At 63.3% G+C, this 14,991-nt stretch carries 13 protein-coding genes and 1 pseudogene; 3 read left to right on the top strand and 11 right to left on the bottom strand.

Annotated elements, in window-relative coordinates:
- Positions 1-8: 8 nt before the first annotated feature.
- The 8 genes from AC1VVK_RS08500 to AC1VVK_RS08535 all read right to left on the bottom strand — a co-directional run bounded on the left by AC1VVK_RS08500 (position 9) and on the right by AC1VVK_RS08535 (position 8,595).
- The gene (locus AC1VVK_RS08500; RefSeq protein WP_482902657.1) at positions 9-1,754 is read right to left on the bottom strand and encodes an ATP-binding protein; all 1,746 of its coding nucleotides are present in this window, start codon (positions 1,752-1,754) and stop codon (positions 9-11) included.
- Entirely contained in the window at positions 1,751-2,809 is a 1,059-nt protein-coding gene (locus tag AC1VVK_RS08505) for an SIR2 family protein (protein WP_482902658.1), read from the bottom strand. Before AC1VVK_RS08505 ends, AC1VVK_RS08500 begins: the two co-directional genes overlap by 4 nt.
- 296 nt (positions 2,810-3,105) lie before the next feature.
- Positions 3,106-3,324 carry a helix-turn-helix domain-containing protein gene (locus AC1VVK_RS08510; protein WP_482902659.1) on the bottom strand — a complete coding sequence of 73 codons (219 nt, stop codon included), beginning with the start codon at positions 3,322-3,324 and terminating at the stop codon, positions 3,106-3,108.
- Positions 3,324-3,812, bottom strand: coding sequence for a CopG family transcriptional regulator (locus tag AC1VVK_RS08515; protein ID WP_482902660.1), 489 nt, complete (start codon positions 3,810-3,812; stop codon positions 3,324-3,326). The genes AC1VVK_RS08510 and AC1VVK_RS08515 overlap by 1 nt, the downstream gene beginning before the upstream one ends.
- A gap of 18 nt (positions 3,813-3,830) precedes the next feature.
- A complete protein-coding gene (gene rlxS / locus AC1VVK_RS08520) occupies positions 3,831-5,840 on the bottom strand; it encodes a relaxase/mobilization nuclease RlxS (RefSeq protein ID WP_482902661.1) in 2,010 nt (669 codons plus the stop codon).
- Positions 5,841-6,385: 545 nt separating this feature from the next.
- Positions 6,386-7,306 (bottom strand): HEPN domain-containing protein, encoded by a 921-nt coding sequence (locus tag AC1VVK_RS08525; protein ID WP_482902662.1) that lies wholly within the window; start codon positions 7,304-7,306, stop codon positions 6,386-6,388.
- A gap of 57 nt (positions 7,307-7,363) precedes the next feature.
- On the bottom strand, positions 7,364-7,684 hold the full coding sequence (locus AC1VVK_RS08530) for an RNA polymerase sigma factor (RefSeq protein WP_482902663.1): 321 nt from the start codon (positions 7,682-7,684) through the stop codon (positions 7,364-7,366).
- Entirely contained in the window at positions 7,681-8,595 is a 915-nt protein-coding gene (locus AC1VVK_RS08535; RefSeq protein WP_482902664.1) for an ArdC family protein, read from the bottom strand. Before AC1VVK_RS08535 ends, AC1VVK_RS08530 begins: the two co-directional genes overlap by 4 nt.
- Positions 8,596-8,980: 385 nt before the next feature.
- Here AC1VVK_RS08535 and AC1VVK_RS08540 point away from each other — a divergent pair, with 385 nt between their 5' ends.
- From AC1VVK_RS08540 to AC1VVK_RS08550, 3 genes and pseudogenes are all read left to right on the top strand, one after another.
- Positions 8,981-9,151 (top strand): hypothetical protein, encoded by a 171-nt coding sequence (locus AC1VVK_RS08540; RefSeq protein ID WP_482902665.1) that lies wholly within the window; start codon positions 8,981-8,983, stop codon positions 9,149-9,151.
- A 376-nt stretch (positions 9,152-9,527) separates the two neighbouring features.
- A pseudogene (locus AC1VVK_RS08545) lies at positions 9,528-10,151 on the top strand (ArdC family protein); the annotation flags it as partial.
- 113 nt (positions 10,152-10,264) lie between these two features.
- Positions 10,265-10,570 (top strand): Arm DNA-binding domain-containing protein, encoded by a 306-nt coding sequence (locus AC1VVK_RS08550; protein ID WP_482902666.1) that lies wholly within the window; start codon positions 10,265-10,267, stop codon positions 10,568-10,570.
- A 377-nt stretch (positions 10,571-10,947) separates the two neighbouring features.
- Here the strand turns inward: AC1VVK_RS08550 and AC1VVK_RS08555 are convergent, their stop codons facing one another.
- The 3 genes from AC1VVK_RS08555 to AC1VVK_RS08565 are packed head-to-tail and all read right to left on the bottom strand — an operon-like array spanning position 10,948 to position 14,883.
- A complete protein-coding gene (locus AC1VVK_RS08555; RefSeq protein ID WP_482902667.1) occupies positions 10,948-13,323 on the bottom strand; it encodes a TonB-dependent receptor in 2,376 nt (791 codons plus the stop codon).
- The gene (locus AC1VVK_RS08560; RefSeq protein ID WP_482902668.1) at positions 13,235-14,263 is read right to left on the bottom strand and encodes a FecR family protein; all 1,029 of its coding nucleotides are present in this window, start codon (positions 14,261-14,263) and stop codon (positions 13,235-13,237) included. Before AC1VVK_RS08560 ends, AC1VVK_RS08555 begins: the two co-directional genes overlap by 89 nt.
- Entirely contained in the window at positions 14,260-14,883 is a 624-nt protein-coding gene (locus AC1VVK_RS08565) for an RNA polymerase sigma factor (RefSeq protein ID WP_482902669.1), read from the bottom strand. The genes AC1VVK_RS08560 and AC1VVK_RS08565 overlap by 4 nt, the downstream gene beginning before the upstream one ends.
- Positions 14,884-14,991 lie beyond the last annotated feature (108 nt).

The following is a 14,991-nucleotide window of genomic DNA, read 5'->3' on the forward strand; positions in this document are numbered from 1 at the left end:
TCGACCGATCACGGCTGCACGGTCTGGCGCCGCCAACTCTCGACAGCCTTGGTTAAATCGCTGGCACAGGTCGCGCCTGCCCAGCAGTCCCAGAAATCGATCGTTCCGGACAGCGGTTCGTTGCGCGGCATGGCGATCCTTATCCTAGTTGGCAGTAGAATGGCGTCACCCACGACGAGGGCTTCGCCCGTATCGAGGATGGGAAGCAGATCGCTGAACCCGCCCAAGCTGTCGGGCAGGAGTCGGCGGACTACGGCCTGGTCGTCGCCGTTGGTGAGCCGCATGGCGATGAGGTTGCTGCACTGGCTGACGACGGTGCGGCTGACTTCAGAGGGGCGCTGGCTGATGACGACAAGGCCAACGCCGTATTTTCGGCCTTCCTTGGCAATCCGTTCGAAAACTGCGATGGCATTCTCCATCGCGCCGCCGTCATGATGCTCGGGAATGTAGAGGTGCGCCTCGTCGCAAAACAGGGCAATCGGGTGGCGGCTCCCGCTCGGAATCCATTGCTGCACTGAAAAAGCGAGACGGGCGACCATACCGACGATTAGGGGCAGGACATCGGACGGGACTTCGGAGAAATCGATGATCTTTACGCCGCCTTTGGCGCTTTTCGCGGACCGGCCGCCGAGCAGGACCGCGACAATGCGGTCGAGCCAGGCATAGTCCAGTGTCGCACCGGTGGCTGGGAAAAGGAAGCCCAAGCGCCGGTCGCCTCGTTTGTTATCGAGGCGCTGGATCAGCCTGGAGAGCTTGCCGTTGAACTCGCCCATCTTCTCGGTGCCGGCCTTAGCGCCCGGAACCATTTCCTGATTGAGATCACTCAGGTTGCCGAGAACTCGCTCAATGTCGAACGGCACAGGGCTGTCGATCGTGAAATTGGCGAGCACGGCGCCGTGACCGCCATCGCTCAGAAACGCCCTTTTCGCCTCGGTGATCGCGCGCGACATGATCATTGCCTGGTTCGGGGCATTGGTGTCGGACCGGTCTACGAACATCGAGACTAGGGCTTCGTATGCCATCAGCCAGTAGGGCAGATGGAGGACGCCATCTTCTAAGCCGCGCCCAGCTTCTATGTCGGCGGGCCCGGCAACTCGAAAATGCTCGAAGCCATCGCCCTCCATTGAGCGATACTCACCGTGAATGTCGAAGACGATGGCATTGCCGCTCTCGAGCTCGGCGATCTGCTCGAGCAGGCGCGCCGTGGTCCACGACTTGCCCGAGCCTGTGCTGCCGACCACGAGTGCATGCCTCTGGAAAAGCTTGTTGCCGTTGACGTAGGCTTCGGCAGCTGTGTCGAGTGTGTAGTTGCCGAGCGAGAGATGCTGGCCGTCACCCGAGACCGCGGAGATCACGCGCATAAATTTGGTCAGCCGCTCGCCTTCAAGCGTGAAGCAGTTGGCGTCGATCTCCGGGACGGTTTCGAGGGTGCGCCTAAAGACGTTGTCGCGCTGGCCAAGGCGAGCGATCATTGTGCCGATCAGTGCGATGCGCACGAGGTTGACCTCGGGGAACGCCTGCTCGGCAAGGCCTTCTCCCTCCGCATGGCTGCGGGCTTCGACCGCGGTGCGGGTGATTTTCTGGATGATGCCGATGAGGTGCTGGCCGGCCCGACTGCTTTGCAGGGCGACGAGGCGATTGACCTGCAATGCGCGCATCGATTCGATGTTGGCCACCTTCACGACAACAGTCGCGGTGTCGACCGACTGGACCTGCCCCAGTGCATCGGTGTCGTCATAGTCGAGAAAGCTCACGCAGCAGCCCCCAATGTCAAATCGAGAAAGTCAGGAAGGGTCCAGACGGGTTTGGCGGCAAGCGCCACGCCGCCGGGCGCATCGTGGGTAAAGGCCCGCGCACCGCCAGCGCCGTCATCCTCGATGGCAAGATACTTGCGGCAGCGCCCGCCGCCCAGGAACGCCTTGGCGGTATCGGACAAGGACTTAGTGATGACGACGATGGGAGTAGCATCACGATCGCAGCGCTCGACGAGCTTTTCCTGCACGTGGGGATCGTTGAACCCGTAGCCGACGCAGAAGTAGGAGCGCGCCGTCTCGAGCGCGGCGTCACTACAGCTGAAGATCGTGCGGAACGGTTCGGTATGGGTGAGACGATACTTGTCGATGCCCGGTGTGATCATAAGCGGCGAGAAGCCCGGGGGCGTGTCGCGGCCCACTCGCACGCCGACGATCTGACCCTGGCCGTTGTGGAACCAGTCGAGCGAGCCGTGCACTTTCCAGACCCGCACGACGCGTGACGGATCGCCTGGCGCCGCTGCTCCTCTCGTGCCGCTGCTCTTCGGCTTCGACTGCAGGTATCCCGGGGTGAAGCCGGTATGATGAAGGAAATCCCCGGCGTCGGCGGCATATTCGGCGAGGCGGTCGTAATTGGGCGTAACGACATCGATCGTGTGGTGGATGCTCGCGAAGAGGTGACGAAATAGCCGGGTCAGCGGTAGCGCGCGGCGGTCGTTCAGCACGTCCAGGAAGACGCGCTCGTCGTGCGGAAGAAGCAGGGCACGGGTAGCTTCGGCGACATGCGCCGTCTGTCGGTCGGTCATGCGCACCGCTTGGAGCGCGGTCTCGAGATCGGTGCCGGCAGCTAGGGCATCGACGAACCGCTGCCATTCGGCACTTTCTTCGGCTTGCCATTCGGTCGGAACGGCAAGGCCGCGCAAATGGTCGGCGAGCGGCCACATGCCCGGTAATCCTTGCGCCGCGGAAGCCCCACTTCCAAGGATGATCACTGGCGTTAAAGCGAGAGCAGCTTGCGCAAATTCAGTAATCTTATCGAAATCGGATATCGTCGGCACCAACTCTCTCTTTCGAGCCCTTAGTCTATTACAAACGTTGGCGAATTTTGAGCACCTACTCAAGAGCTAAAGGGAGATTTACACAAGAACAACGTGGCACTGAATCCAACCCAAGACCAAAGGCTTGACAAATTGTGCACCTGAACAAAGGGCAGGTTTTCGAGGTTGCGGGGTGAAATTCGGTCAGTCGCCATCCTCCAATTGGCAAGCCGCAGACCCGGGCTTGCGCAGCAGCGGAGTGAGCGTCGGCTTACCTTGGCCAGCCGCTCCAAAGGCGACTGTCGGCTAGGTCCCAATCACGGTCGCTCGATCAGCCGCCGCAGGGTTCGCATTGGCACGAGAGTGATCGCTCCGACCTTAATCCTCTCGATAGAGCCGTCGGCAATCATCTGGTAGAGCTTCGAGCGGCCGATGCCAGTCAAACGGCACGCCTCAGGAATACGAACAGCCAAGGGCTCGGTCGGCGACTGATTGATGTGTTTCTTTCCCCTCGCCGTGGTCAGATCGTCATCCATCATTTCACTCCTTTGCCTGCGTTCGAATTCCCAACTGCCCTTTCGCCACCCCCTCTTGCTGCCTGCTCCGCAACCAGGCGAATGAAGGCGTCATAGCGAGCCTGTCCGAGCTTTCGCGTCGCCGCATCGAAAGCCGGATGGTGAGCCGTCAGCGTCAGTTGATGCCGCACGAACAGCCCGACAACCTCAGTGAGGTAATCAAGCCTGCGCTCCATGCGCTCAACCGCCCTCGCCTGCCGCTCCAGCTTCTTCCCGAACTGCTGCTCAGCCTCGACATCTTCGCGGCGCTCAAACCAGGCGCCGAGCGCCTCGGTCATGATTGCGGTCTTGGAATTGTTCGGCGTGGCCGCCAACGCATCGAGCCGCGCCGACAGATGGTCTGGCAGATAGAGCTGATGGCGGGTCTTGCGCGTCTGCATGCGCGCCAGAATGCCCGCAGAAAAATACCGGTGATAGACATCGACGGATGCACCGAGGATACTTTTCAATGCACCTCGTGACCGTCATCAGAGTTCCGGGCCGCCGCGATCAATCCCGCGCCGCCATGTGATCCCCGCTCCCCGCACAAGGCCGGACACCTGCTGGTTGAGGTGCTTCTCCAGTTCGGGTCGCCAAGGCACAAGCGTGAACTCCCGGGACTTCTCGATTAGGGCGTACTTCTCGCCGCCGATCTGGACAGCCCGGAGATAGGTCCCCTCGACATGGGCATGCCTATTTTCAGCGAACGGCAGCCCCAGTTCTTCGGAGAGTTGGCCGGCCACACGGCGAAGCTCACGCTGCTGCAGGTTGGCAAGCAGGTTTGCCCTGAAACGAACTGTGCTGCCTTCCTGCTCGGCGAAGCCCTGTTCGATGAGCCATTGCCGGCGCTGCTGAAGAGCGCCGCGAACTTCGCCGCCCATTCGCCCCTGAAGCGGCTCGGGATCCTGGGCGATGCACTGCCTGTCCAGCCAGGTCGGTCCGTCATGCTGAACCAACTGCTCCAAAGGGCGCTCGGCCAGAACCTCCACCTTGACCGGACGGTTTTGCGCCAGGCGGTATTCGTACTGTTCGACCCGGTTGAGATGGTCTTCCGGGATCTTCCAGCTCCCGTCGAGTTGGCGCTCCACCCCGCCCTGAGCCCGCCGAATAGCTTCAAGGCGACGCACGTGGGTTTCGGCAAATTCCCGCCTGGCGGTGCGATCGTGGACCAAGTGCTTGTTGACGCTGTAGATCCCGCCATTGGCAGCGGCGATCTCGGCGACGTTGCGGTCCGCAATGCGGGTGCCGAACCGCGCCTGCTCGACCCTGACAAGCCGCCCCTGCATGGCGCCGTCGGCCAAGTCGTGTCCGAGGTCGACGTAATGCGTCCGGCCATCGGTCGCCTCGACGATCATGTAGTGGCGATCCTGGTGTTCGTCGGACAGGCCGCGCGCTTGCACTCGGCCGACGATTGCGCGGTCCTTGCCGGGCTCGAAGATCGTATAGTCATGCGGCACCAGTTCGGGCCGCGCTTTCAGGCGTTCATGCATGGTGGCGATAATGTCGCCGCGCTTGCGCATTGTTCGCAGAACACCCTCAAGATCAGGATCGAGGCGGTAGCGCCCCTTCTCTTCCTCGACAGCGAGCCCCATCCGCGCGAGCGTAGCAAGCCGCGCTGCACGCACGCTTTGTTCGAACGGGTCGCGATGCCAGGCCGGTGCCAGCCCCTGCTCATCGAACGAGGTCAGCAGAGTCCGGTCGATCTGAGTGAAGCGCTCGGCAGAAATTTCGGAGCGCCGCGCTTCCTGAATTTCCAACTCGGTGCGCGGTCCGAGATCGAGACTGACGATATCCGAAGCGCGGGCGGCGATGCCGCGGCTAATGTAATCGCGGGCGATGACCAGATCCTTGCCCCGGTCATCGACGCCGCGCACGATAATGTGGGTATGGGGATGGCCGGTGTTGTAGTGGTCGACCGCCACCCATTCGAGGCGGGTATCGAGGTCCTTTTCGGCGTCCTGCATCAGACGGCGCGTCAGAGATTTCAGGTCCTCGTAATGCTGGCCGTCTTCGGGCGAGACAATGAAGCGGAACTGGTGGCGATCGCCGGCTCCGCGCTCGAGGAACGCCTTGCCATCCGCAACATCGGCTTCGGGGCCGTAGAGCGTGCCCCGCTCGCCTTCGCGGGTAGTGCCGTCGCGCTGAAGATAGCGCAGATGAGCAAGGGCAGCCTTGGCGCCTTTTCCGGCCAGCTTCACGTAGCGAGCCTTGACGATCACCCGGCGCGCGCGGGACGCGCCAAAGCCGTCACGATTTGCCAGCACCCGTCCTGGAGCAGCGCCGCGGCCGATCCGGCTTCCAACGAAGCGGGCCTTTCCGCTTCCAGAAGTGCGTCGACCTCCCCCGGCCTGATTGACCGCCCGCCGCAGAGCATTTCGGAAGGAACGCTCCTTGCCGATGTGGCCAAGCCATACCAGGAAGTTGTCATCCATCGCGCTTACCTCGCTTGCAAAGCCCTCGATGAGGGATCGCGCACGCGCGGCTTCAAGGGCCTCCATCGCCAGAGAGCTCCAAAGCCGCAGGACTCTGCCATTTCTAAGGCCAAAAATCCGGCGATGGAGGCATGGCAAGGCCAGGAACCCGCCGAAGTCTCGCAAAAAATGATGTGCAGGCAAGGGGTTGTGTCGCAGCGCGAGACTACTCCTTTTAACTTGCCCTCCCCTTTCTCACCCTCCCATGCCTTCCACACTCTCTCCTCCGCCAAGTTCGCCGAAATTAGCGAGGCCGCCTCGCTCGGCACGCGCGCACCAAAATCAAGCCCCCTACTCGATGCCACTTTCATAGGCCTGCGGAGTTATTCTCCAGCGGTTTCGAAAAGGTTCTGCTGGGTGGTATCGGGTCGATGCTCCCCGATTTGGCCATGCCTGCAGGTGCCAGCGTGGCCCCAAATCCAGGCGAAAGCAGCTCGGCAATGGGATCGATCCACGTAGCAAACTGATTAGATCACGCCGGTTAGCCGTAAGGGAAACCGGACAGAAAAAGGGCGTCGCCGGTCACGGCGACGCCCGGTATTTGGCGCTCGATTTTATGGGAACAAACTTGCCTAGGTGCGGCGTCCGCTCTTCCCAAGGTGGGCCTCGCAGACCTCCTTGGTAATATCCTGGAGCATCTTCGCCCGATCACCCAACCATTCCAGTTCGACATCCCTGACGTTGTAGTGCGGTGAGTAGCGGGCCTTCACATAAGCCTGCTGAAGAAGTTCGAAGCAGCGTCGGGCAAACTTTGTATCTCGCGGCCAGACCGGTATCAGATCACGAGCGATATCCTCAGCCTTGTTCCGTAAGAACTCAAGGTTGTGCGACTTCGGACTGTAGAGGGTCAGGGTTAGCAAATTGCAGTGATACAGTTGCTCCACTGCCTGGTGCAGTTCGAACACAGCCTTATTTCGCCAGTAGACATCATCCCCCTGACTCCGTTGGAGGCGGAAAGTGGAAAGTGACCGATCCGCCATGGAGAACCAACGCGTGTAGTTTTGCTCGGCCTCAACAAAAGCCACCGCCGTATCCAGCGGCTTGGGCATCTCGAAGTGCTGCTCCTCGAGCGAATAGAGGACGACGCCCTCGCGCACGACATCCATGAAAAAGGGACGGCTGCGCGACAGCTGACCGTTCACATCGGCCATGCTGTGGACGACCATGCCGACCGGGGCCGAGATGCGCTTGGCGATGCTCCACTCGCGCATCAGGTGATCCTGAGCGCGGTGCCAGTATTCGGGATCGGCCAGCCGCTCGTCGTTCACGATGACGAGGATATCGTAATCGGAATAGTACCCGCCCCGGTGATCCTCGATCCAGTTTCCCCGGGCGTAGGAGCCGTAGAGGATGATCTGCGCAATCCGCCCCTCGCGCTTCCACTTCTGCGTGGAAAGCGCGCGTGCATCCTCGAATTCCGAAAAGATGATCTGCACCACGCGTTCGAGATCGTGGCGCTTGCGGTCGGGGAGATGGTCGAGATCGGTCTTCATGGGCTTGGCTCGACTGTGGTCATAAGGGGCGGCAGGCGCAAGGAAAAGACGGCAGGCTCATGGGCCGCCGCCTTCTTCCAATATGCGCGTGATCACGCCGATGGACCTGCTCATCCGCTTCTCGATGTCCTTCACCGAACGGCCGGTTCGGCGGGCAATTTCAACGTAGCTCATGTTATCGATGCGCGCGGCGAGGAACACTTCACGGTCCACGGCAGGTAGCGCCGCCATGGCCGCTTCCAGCCGCTCCAGCAGTCCGGGCGGTGGTTCCCCCAGTGCCTCCAAGTCGACATTCTGCGGCACCGTGGGCTGCGAAGATGGAGCTTGATGGGCAGCCCACCCCCTGCGCCACCAAAGCGAAAACCGCAGCCCCTTCATGCTGCGTCCTCCCCGAATGCGAGGAGGAATTCGGCCGCCTTGCTGGCCGCACTGGCCGCCCGAAAGATCGCCTTTTCATCGGCGCGCAGAACCTCGAGCCAGGAGCCAATGTAGTCGCTGTGCCGCACCGTCGGATGGATCCCAAGCGAGGCGCAGGCAAAAGCCGCCGTCATCTCCGCGACCAATTCTTCCTTGGCGTAGGAAGCCGAACCGAACCGTCCAGAATGATCGCGGTTCAAACGGCTGGTGTGCCCGCTCCAATGCCCAAGTTCATGCAGCGCCGTGCGAAACCAGTTCACCGGCTCATGAAAGGCAGCCTGCGGCGGAACCTGCACATAGTCGTGCTTGGGAGAGTAATAGGCCTCGTCCCCGCCAATCCGAAAGTCCGCGCCCGAAGCAGCAATCAGCCGGTCGACCTCGGCAATCGCCATGACCGGATCGGGTGCCTGCTCGACCTCTTCAAAGCGCTCCGGCAGCCCCTCGATCTGATCCAGATTGAAGACGACAAACCGCTTCAGAAAGGCGATCGTGCGCGCCTCACGGTCCTCGCCCCTCGCCTTCTCGGCCTCGTCCTTGGGCGTGAACCGATCGGCGTAACAGATGACCGTGCCCTTCTCTCCCCGCCGGACATGCCCACCTGCCGCTTCGGCCTGCCGGTAGGTCAGCCAGCGCTGCGAAGCGAACTCACGTTCCACCGCCTCGCACCACAGGATGAGCACATTTATTCCGGAATAGACCCGCCCGGAAACGGCATTGCTCGGCATCATGCAAGGACACCGCGTGCTGTCCCACGGGCGCACCCAGGGGAGCCGCCCCTCTTCAAGCTCGGCGATGATGCGGGAAGTGACCTCTTCATACAGGCCAAGACGCTGAATCTGGGTCATTACCCTACTCCTTTCCTCAACCGCCATTGACCGGCGCCGGGGTGGCGGGGGGCGGCAGGAACGGACCAGGAGCCTCGCCGAGATGGCGGGGGGCACCCGAAGGGCCGAAATGAAATGGAGGACCTGGGCCCTGCCCAGGTTGCGGCTCGCCATGGCGGGGCTATGGGTCCGTGACGCCCCCCGTCACCCTGGAGCCGAGGCACACGCCGCCGGGCCGAAGGCGCGGCGACAACATCCGGCCCGACGGGCCGCCCCTGCCAGGGATCGTTACCCATCAGGGACGAGACGCCGTAAGGCGGCTCGGTTGAGCGCAGCGAAATAGAGCCCGGCCGCGCAGCGCGCGGGACAGCCGGACTTCAATCTGCATTATCCACTCAATACAAATTCAGGCCCCTGCCTACGAAGGACGACCATGTCGCGCTACTATCCCGCATGGAACGGCATCCAGGTTCTTCCCGAAGACCTCATCAAGTTTGCCTGGTCTGAACCCATGCGCGACCTTGGCGCCAAGATCGGCATGTCCGACGTGGGTCTCAGAAAACTCTTCATCTCGATGGACATCGTTGCCCGGCCCAAGGGCTAACGGCTGTCAACACCAAGGCGGTGCTTCGAGTGCCCTGAAGCATGCAAAAACAAGGTATGAAATTCTGCTCCAGGACTCGAACTTCTGCCAATTTGTACAGAAATTTTTTTGGGGCCTATCAGGGGGCCTACTAGGCTATACTGTAATAAAAATCATTTTAATACAGAATGTTAGACATGAATTTCGAGTCACGTAAGCGCACCACCCTTCCTCAAATCGTTGAAAAACAACCGTTTAAGGGGCCGTCACGCCTCAACTGTAGCACACGACTGCCGCACAGCAGGGTTCGCGAGATGGGGCTAAGTTCCTTGAATCATACAAGAATTCTTGGTTCTCAGTGTAGCACAGCGGTGTCGCACAGGCGGCCCTTGGGGCTATGGCGGCGATTAATGTGCTGATCCTGTGGTGCGAGGCAGTTGAGCGCCGGTTCGCTTCGCAGCGCTGGCTGACTTACAAGCAGGCTCTGGCGGCGGGCGGTCACGTCCGGCGCGGCGAGAAGGGCACGGTCATCTGCTATGCGGATCGCTTCACCTCGAAGGGCGAGACCGAGCAGGCGCGGTGCGAGGATCGCGAGGCGCGGACGATTGCTTTTCTGAAGCGCTTTGTCGTCTTCAACATCGATCGGATCGAAGGGCTACCAGCGCAGTATGCGGAGGAGCCGCAGGTTCCCGATCCGGTCTTGGCGATTGCCGAGGTGGACCGGCTGATTGCCGCTACCGGCGCAGACTTCCGGATCGGCGGCGACGAGGCGTTCTATGCCCCCAAGCAGGACTATGTGCAGGTGCCTCCACAGGCAGCCTTTCATGAGCCGGTGAACTGGTTCCGGACGGCCCTGCATGAGCTCGGTCGCTGGAGTGGCGGAAAGGCGCGGCTGAATCGCGATCAGACCGGCAAGTACGGCTCGGCATCGTATGCAAAGGAAGAGCTGATCGACGAGATGACTTCGGCCTTTGCCTGCGCGTCGCTGGGTATCCAGCCCACGGTACGGCACAGCGATTACATAGGCTCATGGCTTGAAGTGCTCCGCGCCGACGAGAAGGCGATCTTCCGGGCGGCCAGCGCTGCCAGCAAGGCGGCCGATTACGCGCTTCGACCTTTCGAGGAGAATCGCGCGTGGCACTTACCCAAATCCAAATTCGCCAGCTTGAGCCTGACACCAAGCCCTACCAGTGCAGTGACGGTCGAGGTCCCTTCCTGGAGATCCACTCCAATGGGTCGAAGCTGTGGCGATTCAAATATCGTTTTCTTGGCAAACAGAAGCGCCTCGCGCTCGGCCGCTATCCCGATGTTGGCTTGGAAGGCGCCCGCAGGAAGCTCGATGAAGCGCGACAGGTCCTCGCCGGCGGCGAAGACCCGCTAGCGGCACGAAACGCAGCGGCTGAGGCGCGCTGGCGCCCCAAAGTCAGGCAGCCCGGCTGATCGCGATGACATCACGCGGGGCAGCCGGTTCACTTCCCCAGGATTAGATAATTCGCCTTATTATTCTGAGAGATAGATTCGCGGGCGGGCAACGAACAGCGCTTTTGGCTCCAGTTTGGAGGCAAGCCTGCCAATGTCGCGTAGTGCGCAGATGGCCGAAAAGGCAGCATTTCCGCCGCGCGAGGGGCATTGCGGAACCGATTTTCCCGGACCGCGCACGGCCGCGTTTTCATCGGCAGGGAAAGACTTTGCCGGTGAAGCCCGAGCCGCCCGCTTCCCACACCCCGCAACCGCGCGGTAATCCGCGGTTCGGCAAGCAATCCGGCAAAACACTCCGATTCGGACCGAACTCTCCCGCCGAGCCCAGCCCGAGCCCGTCACATCGTCAATGACGCGGACAGGAAGATCGTGGTCGGCCCTTGCGGCGTATATTGCGCCATCGTGCGATAGCGCAGGGCATTGCCGAAGGCGAAGACGTTGCCCTTGTCGCCCAGCAGGTTCTGCGCGGTAAGCGCCACTTGCCATGGCCCGTGCGCCACATGAAGCTCGAAATTGCTCTCGATATAGTCGCCCATGTCGCGGTCGAGCGCGGGGTCGAAGCTCATGCGCGCGGGCCCCACGTAGCGCCCGCCAAGCTGCGCCCAGACGGCAAGCGCGCCCAGCGTGAAGTCATGCCGCAGCGCCAGCCGCGCGGTATATTCGGGCACTACCGGCAGGCGGCTGTCCTCCAGCCGATAGCCCAGCGCATTGCGGGTGAGGCGCGCATCGGTGTAGTTCGCCCCCGCCTGCGCCCGCCATCCGCGCAGGATCGGCAGGTCCAGACTGCCCTCCACGCCCAGGATGCGGGCATCGCCGGCGGTGGTGGTGGTGATGAGGCCATTGTCCTCCAGCACGTCGGACTGGACATCGTCCCAGTGCGAATACCACCCGCCCAGATCCAGTTGCCCGCCGCCCCCCAGCGTCTCACGCCAGCCCGCCTCGACCGAGGACAGCTCGTCGCCCTTGAGCGTCTGGACCGTGCCGTCCTGCCCGATCATCGTCCCGCCCTGCCGGAATGCCGACCCGTAGCGCACATAGATCAGCCGCCCGTCATGGGGCTGCCACGCCAGCGCGAGGCTGGGCGTCACGCCCGACTTGTCCTGCTCCTCGGTGACTTTCCCGCTGTCGAGCTGGCGCGTGTCCCGGATCGAGGAGACGAACAGCCGCGCCCCGCCATCGAGCGAAAGATGCGTCAGAAGCGGCACGGTTACATCGAAATAGGCGGCGGTATCGTGGCTGTCGCGATGATCCGCGTCCACCACCAGCGACTCCCCGGCCATGCCTTGCAGCGTGGTATCGAGCGATTGCCGGGCATCGAGGTGCGAAAGCCCCGCCAGCCAGCCGATCCCGCCGAGATGGCCGCGCAGGCGCAGTTCGCTGTCCCAGGTGCGATAGTCCCGCTTGTCGATCAGCAGCTTGGGATCGGAAATGCCGAAATCGTCGGCACCGATCGTCGCGTCCAGCGTATCGCCCACGTCGTGCCAGGTCATGGCGGTGGCGAGCATTACGTCGATATCGCCTAGCTTGCCGGTCAGGCGCCCGGCCAGATGGGTAAGGTCGTTGTCGTGCGGCTCGGGAAGCTGGGCGGGGCGGGAATAGCTGTGCTCATCATAGACATAGCGGCTGTCGCGTGAGGCGATCCACTGGCCCAGCCCGGTCACGTCGATCCGCCAGCCCGAAACCGGCTCGATCCCCAGCAGCCCCCGCAAGCCGGTGACTTGCGTGGTATTGCCGTTCGTGCGCGTGCCGGTATCGACCCAGCCCGGCTCCTGCGCCATGTAGCCCACCAGCCGCAACCCGGCGGTTCCCGGCAGGAGCGGCACATTCGCCACGGCCGAGCCCGAATAGCCGTTCTCGCCATGCGCGGCCATGCTGCCGCCGCCGGTCAGCGTCAGGCTGCTCTCGTCAAGGTCCGCCTGGTGCGAGACCATGTGGTAGATCCCGCCCAGCGCGCCGGTGCCGTAGAGCGAGCCCTGCGGCCCCTTGAGCACTTCCACCCGCTGGATATCGACCAGCCGCAAGTCCGGATCGGGCGCAGCATAGGTCAGGCGCGCTTCATCCAGCACCACCGCGACGGTCGACTGGCTCTCGCCGCCGAATGCGCTGTCCGCCACGCCGCGCAGGAACATGCGGTTGCGGCCGGGCCCGAGCGCAGTAAGCGCCAGCCCGTCCACCTGCCCCGCCACTGCCGCGCTGGAGCGGCGTGGATCGTCGTGCCCGATGCCGAAGGCCGAAACCACCGAGACCGCCGCCGGCAGCACCGACAATTCGAGCGGTTGCTTGGTGGCGGTGACGATGATCGGCGGGCCGAATGCAGTCTCGGGCGGCGCCACGTGTTCCACCGGACGCAGCTCGGAGGGGACCGGCGCTTGCGGCTCAGGCACATGCTCGATCCGCCACGCCGTCTCGCCCACTTGCCGCGCCCGATAGCCGCTGCCTGCAAGCAGCCGCGCCAGCGCATCGCCAACGGTCAGGACACCGTGCAGCGGACGGGTGGGGATCGACGGCAGCGGGCCGTCCGTACCGATCGAGACATGCGCCTCACGCGAAAGTTCGGCAATGGCGTCGGGCAACCGGGTCGCGGTAACGTCTATATGTGCGCCCGCAGCCTCGCGGGCACAGGCCTCAGGGCTGCTCCAGACGCCAAGCGCCAGCGTGGCCACTGAGGCGCAGGCCCATGAGCTGGACCAGATCGCGCAACGCCGCATCGCCATTGTCGACAATCAGGGTCCCCGAAAACCGTCGGTCCCGCAAAGCGGGGGGTACGTCTACCGTAATCCCCGCATAGCGATGCAGATCGCTCGCGACCAGTGCCAGCCGCGCATTGTCGTACGTGAGCCGTCCATCTTTCCACGACCCGACATCCTGCGTATTGACCGCGGCAACCGTGGCCGTGCCCGCCCGGCTGTCGAACGCCAGCCCCTTGCCCGCCGGCACTTGCACCGGGCCGGACATCGCCTGCGCGCTGACTTGCACCTGACCTTCCACCACTGCGACGCGCACGGCATCGTCCTGCGCCTGCACATCGAAGCGCGTGCCGATATCGTTGATCGAGACATCGCCCGCGGTGATCTTCAATTGCCGGTCGGGATCGTGGCGAATGTCGAACCACGCGCCGCCGGTCAGCCCGATGTGGTCCTGCCCTCGCCCGTCCACCGTGAGCTTGCTGCGCGGCGCCAGCAGAATGGTCGAGCCATCGGCCAGCGCGATCCGCTCCGGCGCGCCTTCGGTGGCATAGACTTCGGAGGCGGTATCCATGAACTGCGGCACCGCAATCGCCGCCGCGAGCGAGGCGGCCACTGCCATGCCTGCCCACTGCCAGACGCGCCGGTGCAGAAGCGGGCGCACGGGCGCACGGCCGCCACCGGCCGCGAGGGCTTCAGTCTCAGCCTCCGCATCGTTTGCAGCGTGGTCGCTATCGCCCTGTTCGGCCAGTGCCGCGCGGATTTCGGGGCGATGCTCGGTCAGCAGGGCATCGGTCAGCGCCACTTCGTCGAACGCGCGGCGGTGGCGGGGATCGTGCTCCAGCCAGAGCGTGAAGGCGTCCCAGTCCATGGCGTCATCCTCGCTGGCAAGGTGCCAGCGCGCGGCCTCGAAAAGGATATCGTCCGGCAAGGCCCGTTCGGACAGGATAGGATCGATGTCGCGGTTCATTGTCCCTGTTCCCTTTGCGCCGATTCACTCCGCACTTCTGCCCCGTACAAGGAAGACGTCGCACCGCCGAAACATCCACAGTCCGCCAGTGCCTGACGCAGACGTTTCATCGCCAGCGCCAGATGTTTTTCCACGCCGCTCCGGCTGATTCCCATGACCCGCGCGATCTCGCTCTGGCCCAGCCCCTCGAAGCGGTAGAGCCGCAGCGCCTTGCCCGCGCCTTCCGGCAGAGCGGCAATGGCGCCGCGCAAGATCTCTGCCTCCTGCCGCCGGGCTATCGCCTCGTCGGCCGGTTCGCCGGGATCGGCGCGGTCCTCGGGCGCGGTGGCGGTGCCGCCGCTCTCGGTGTCCAGCCAGACCCGTTCGCGGCGCATCGCCCGCTGCTGGCCCCGCACCCGGTCGAGCACGAGGTTGTTGGCCATGCGGAACAGATAGGCGCGCGGGGATGCGACCGGCCCGGTCGCCTGCGCGCCCACTTTGATCCACAAGTCCTGCAACAGGTCCTGCGCCTCATCGACAGACCCGCAGCGGGCCGCCAGAAATTGCAGGAGCGCGCGGCGATTTTCCTCCAGTACGAGCGCGAGCCCTGAGGCACGCGGCGGCTGCGGCGAGGGCGTCATTTCTATCTCCGCCTGAACCATGCTCAGTACCAGCCCCGGACCGGCAGGCCTCTGGCCCAGCACATCGCCGCCACTTCATGCACTTCGACGCACTCCCTTGCAAATCCT

It is taken from the genome of Novosphingobium sp. BL-S-32 (assembly GCF_056857055.1).

Coding starts and splice junctions, on each gene's coding strand:
- AC1VVK_RS08535 (WP_482902664.1), bottom strand. CDS start 8,595: ATGGCGGTTGAGGAAAGGAGTAGGGTAATGACCCAGATTCAGCGTCTT.
- AC1VVK_RS08560 (WP_482902668.1), bottom strand. CDS start 14,263: ATGAACCGCGACATCGATCCTATCCTGTCCGAACGGGCCTTGCCGGAC.
- AC1VVK_RS08555 (WP_482902667.1), bottom strand. CDS start 13,323: ATGGCGATGCGGCGTTGCGCGATCTGGTCCAGCTCATGGGCCTGCGCC.
- AC1VVK_RS08510 (WP_482902659.1), bottom strand. CDS start 3,324: ATGGATGACGATCTGACCACGGCGAGGGGAAAGAAACACATCAATCAG.
- AC1VVK_RS08565 (WP_482902669.1), bottom strand. CDS start 14,883: ATGACGCCCTCGCCGCAGCCGCCGCGTGCCTCAGGGCTCGCGCTCGTA.
- AC1VVK_RS08525 (WP_482902662.1), bottom strand. CDS start 7,306: ATGAAGACCGATCTCGACCATCTCCCCGACCGCAAGCGCCACGATCTC.
- AC1VVK_RS08540 (WP_482902665.1), top strand. CDS start 8,981: ATGTCGCGCTACTATCCCGCATGGAACGGCATCCAGGTTCTTCCCGAA.
- AC1VVK_RS08530 (WP_482902663.1), bottom strand. CDS start 7,684: ATGAAGGGGCTGCGGTTTTCGCTTTGGTGGCGCAGGGGGTGGGCTGCC.
- rlxS (WP_482902661.1), bottom strand. CDS start 5,840: ATGGAGGCCCTTGAAGCCGCGCGTGCGCGATCCCTCATCGAGGGCTTT.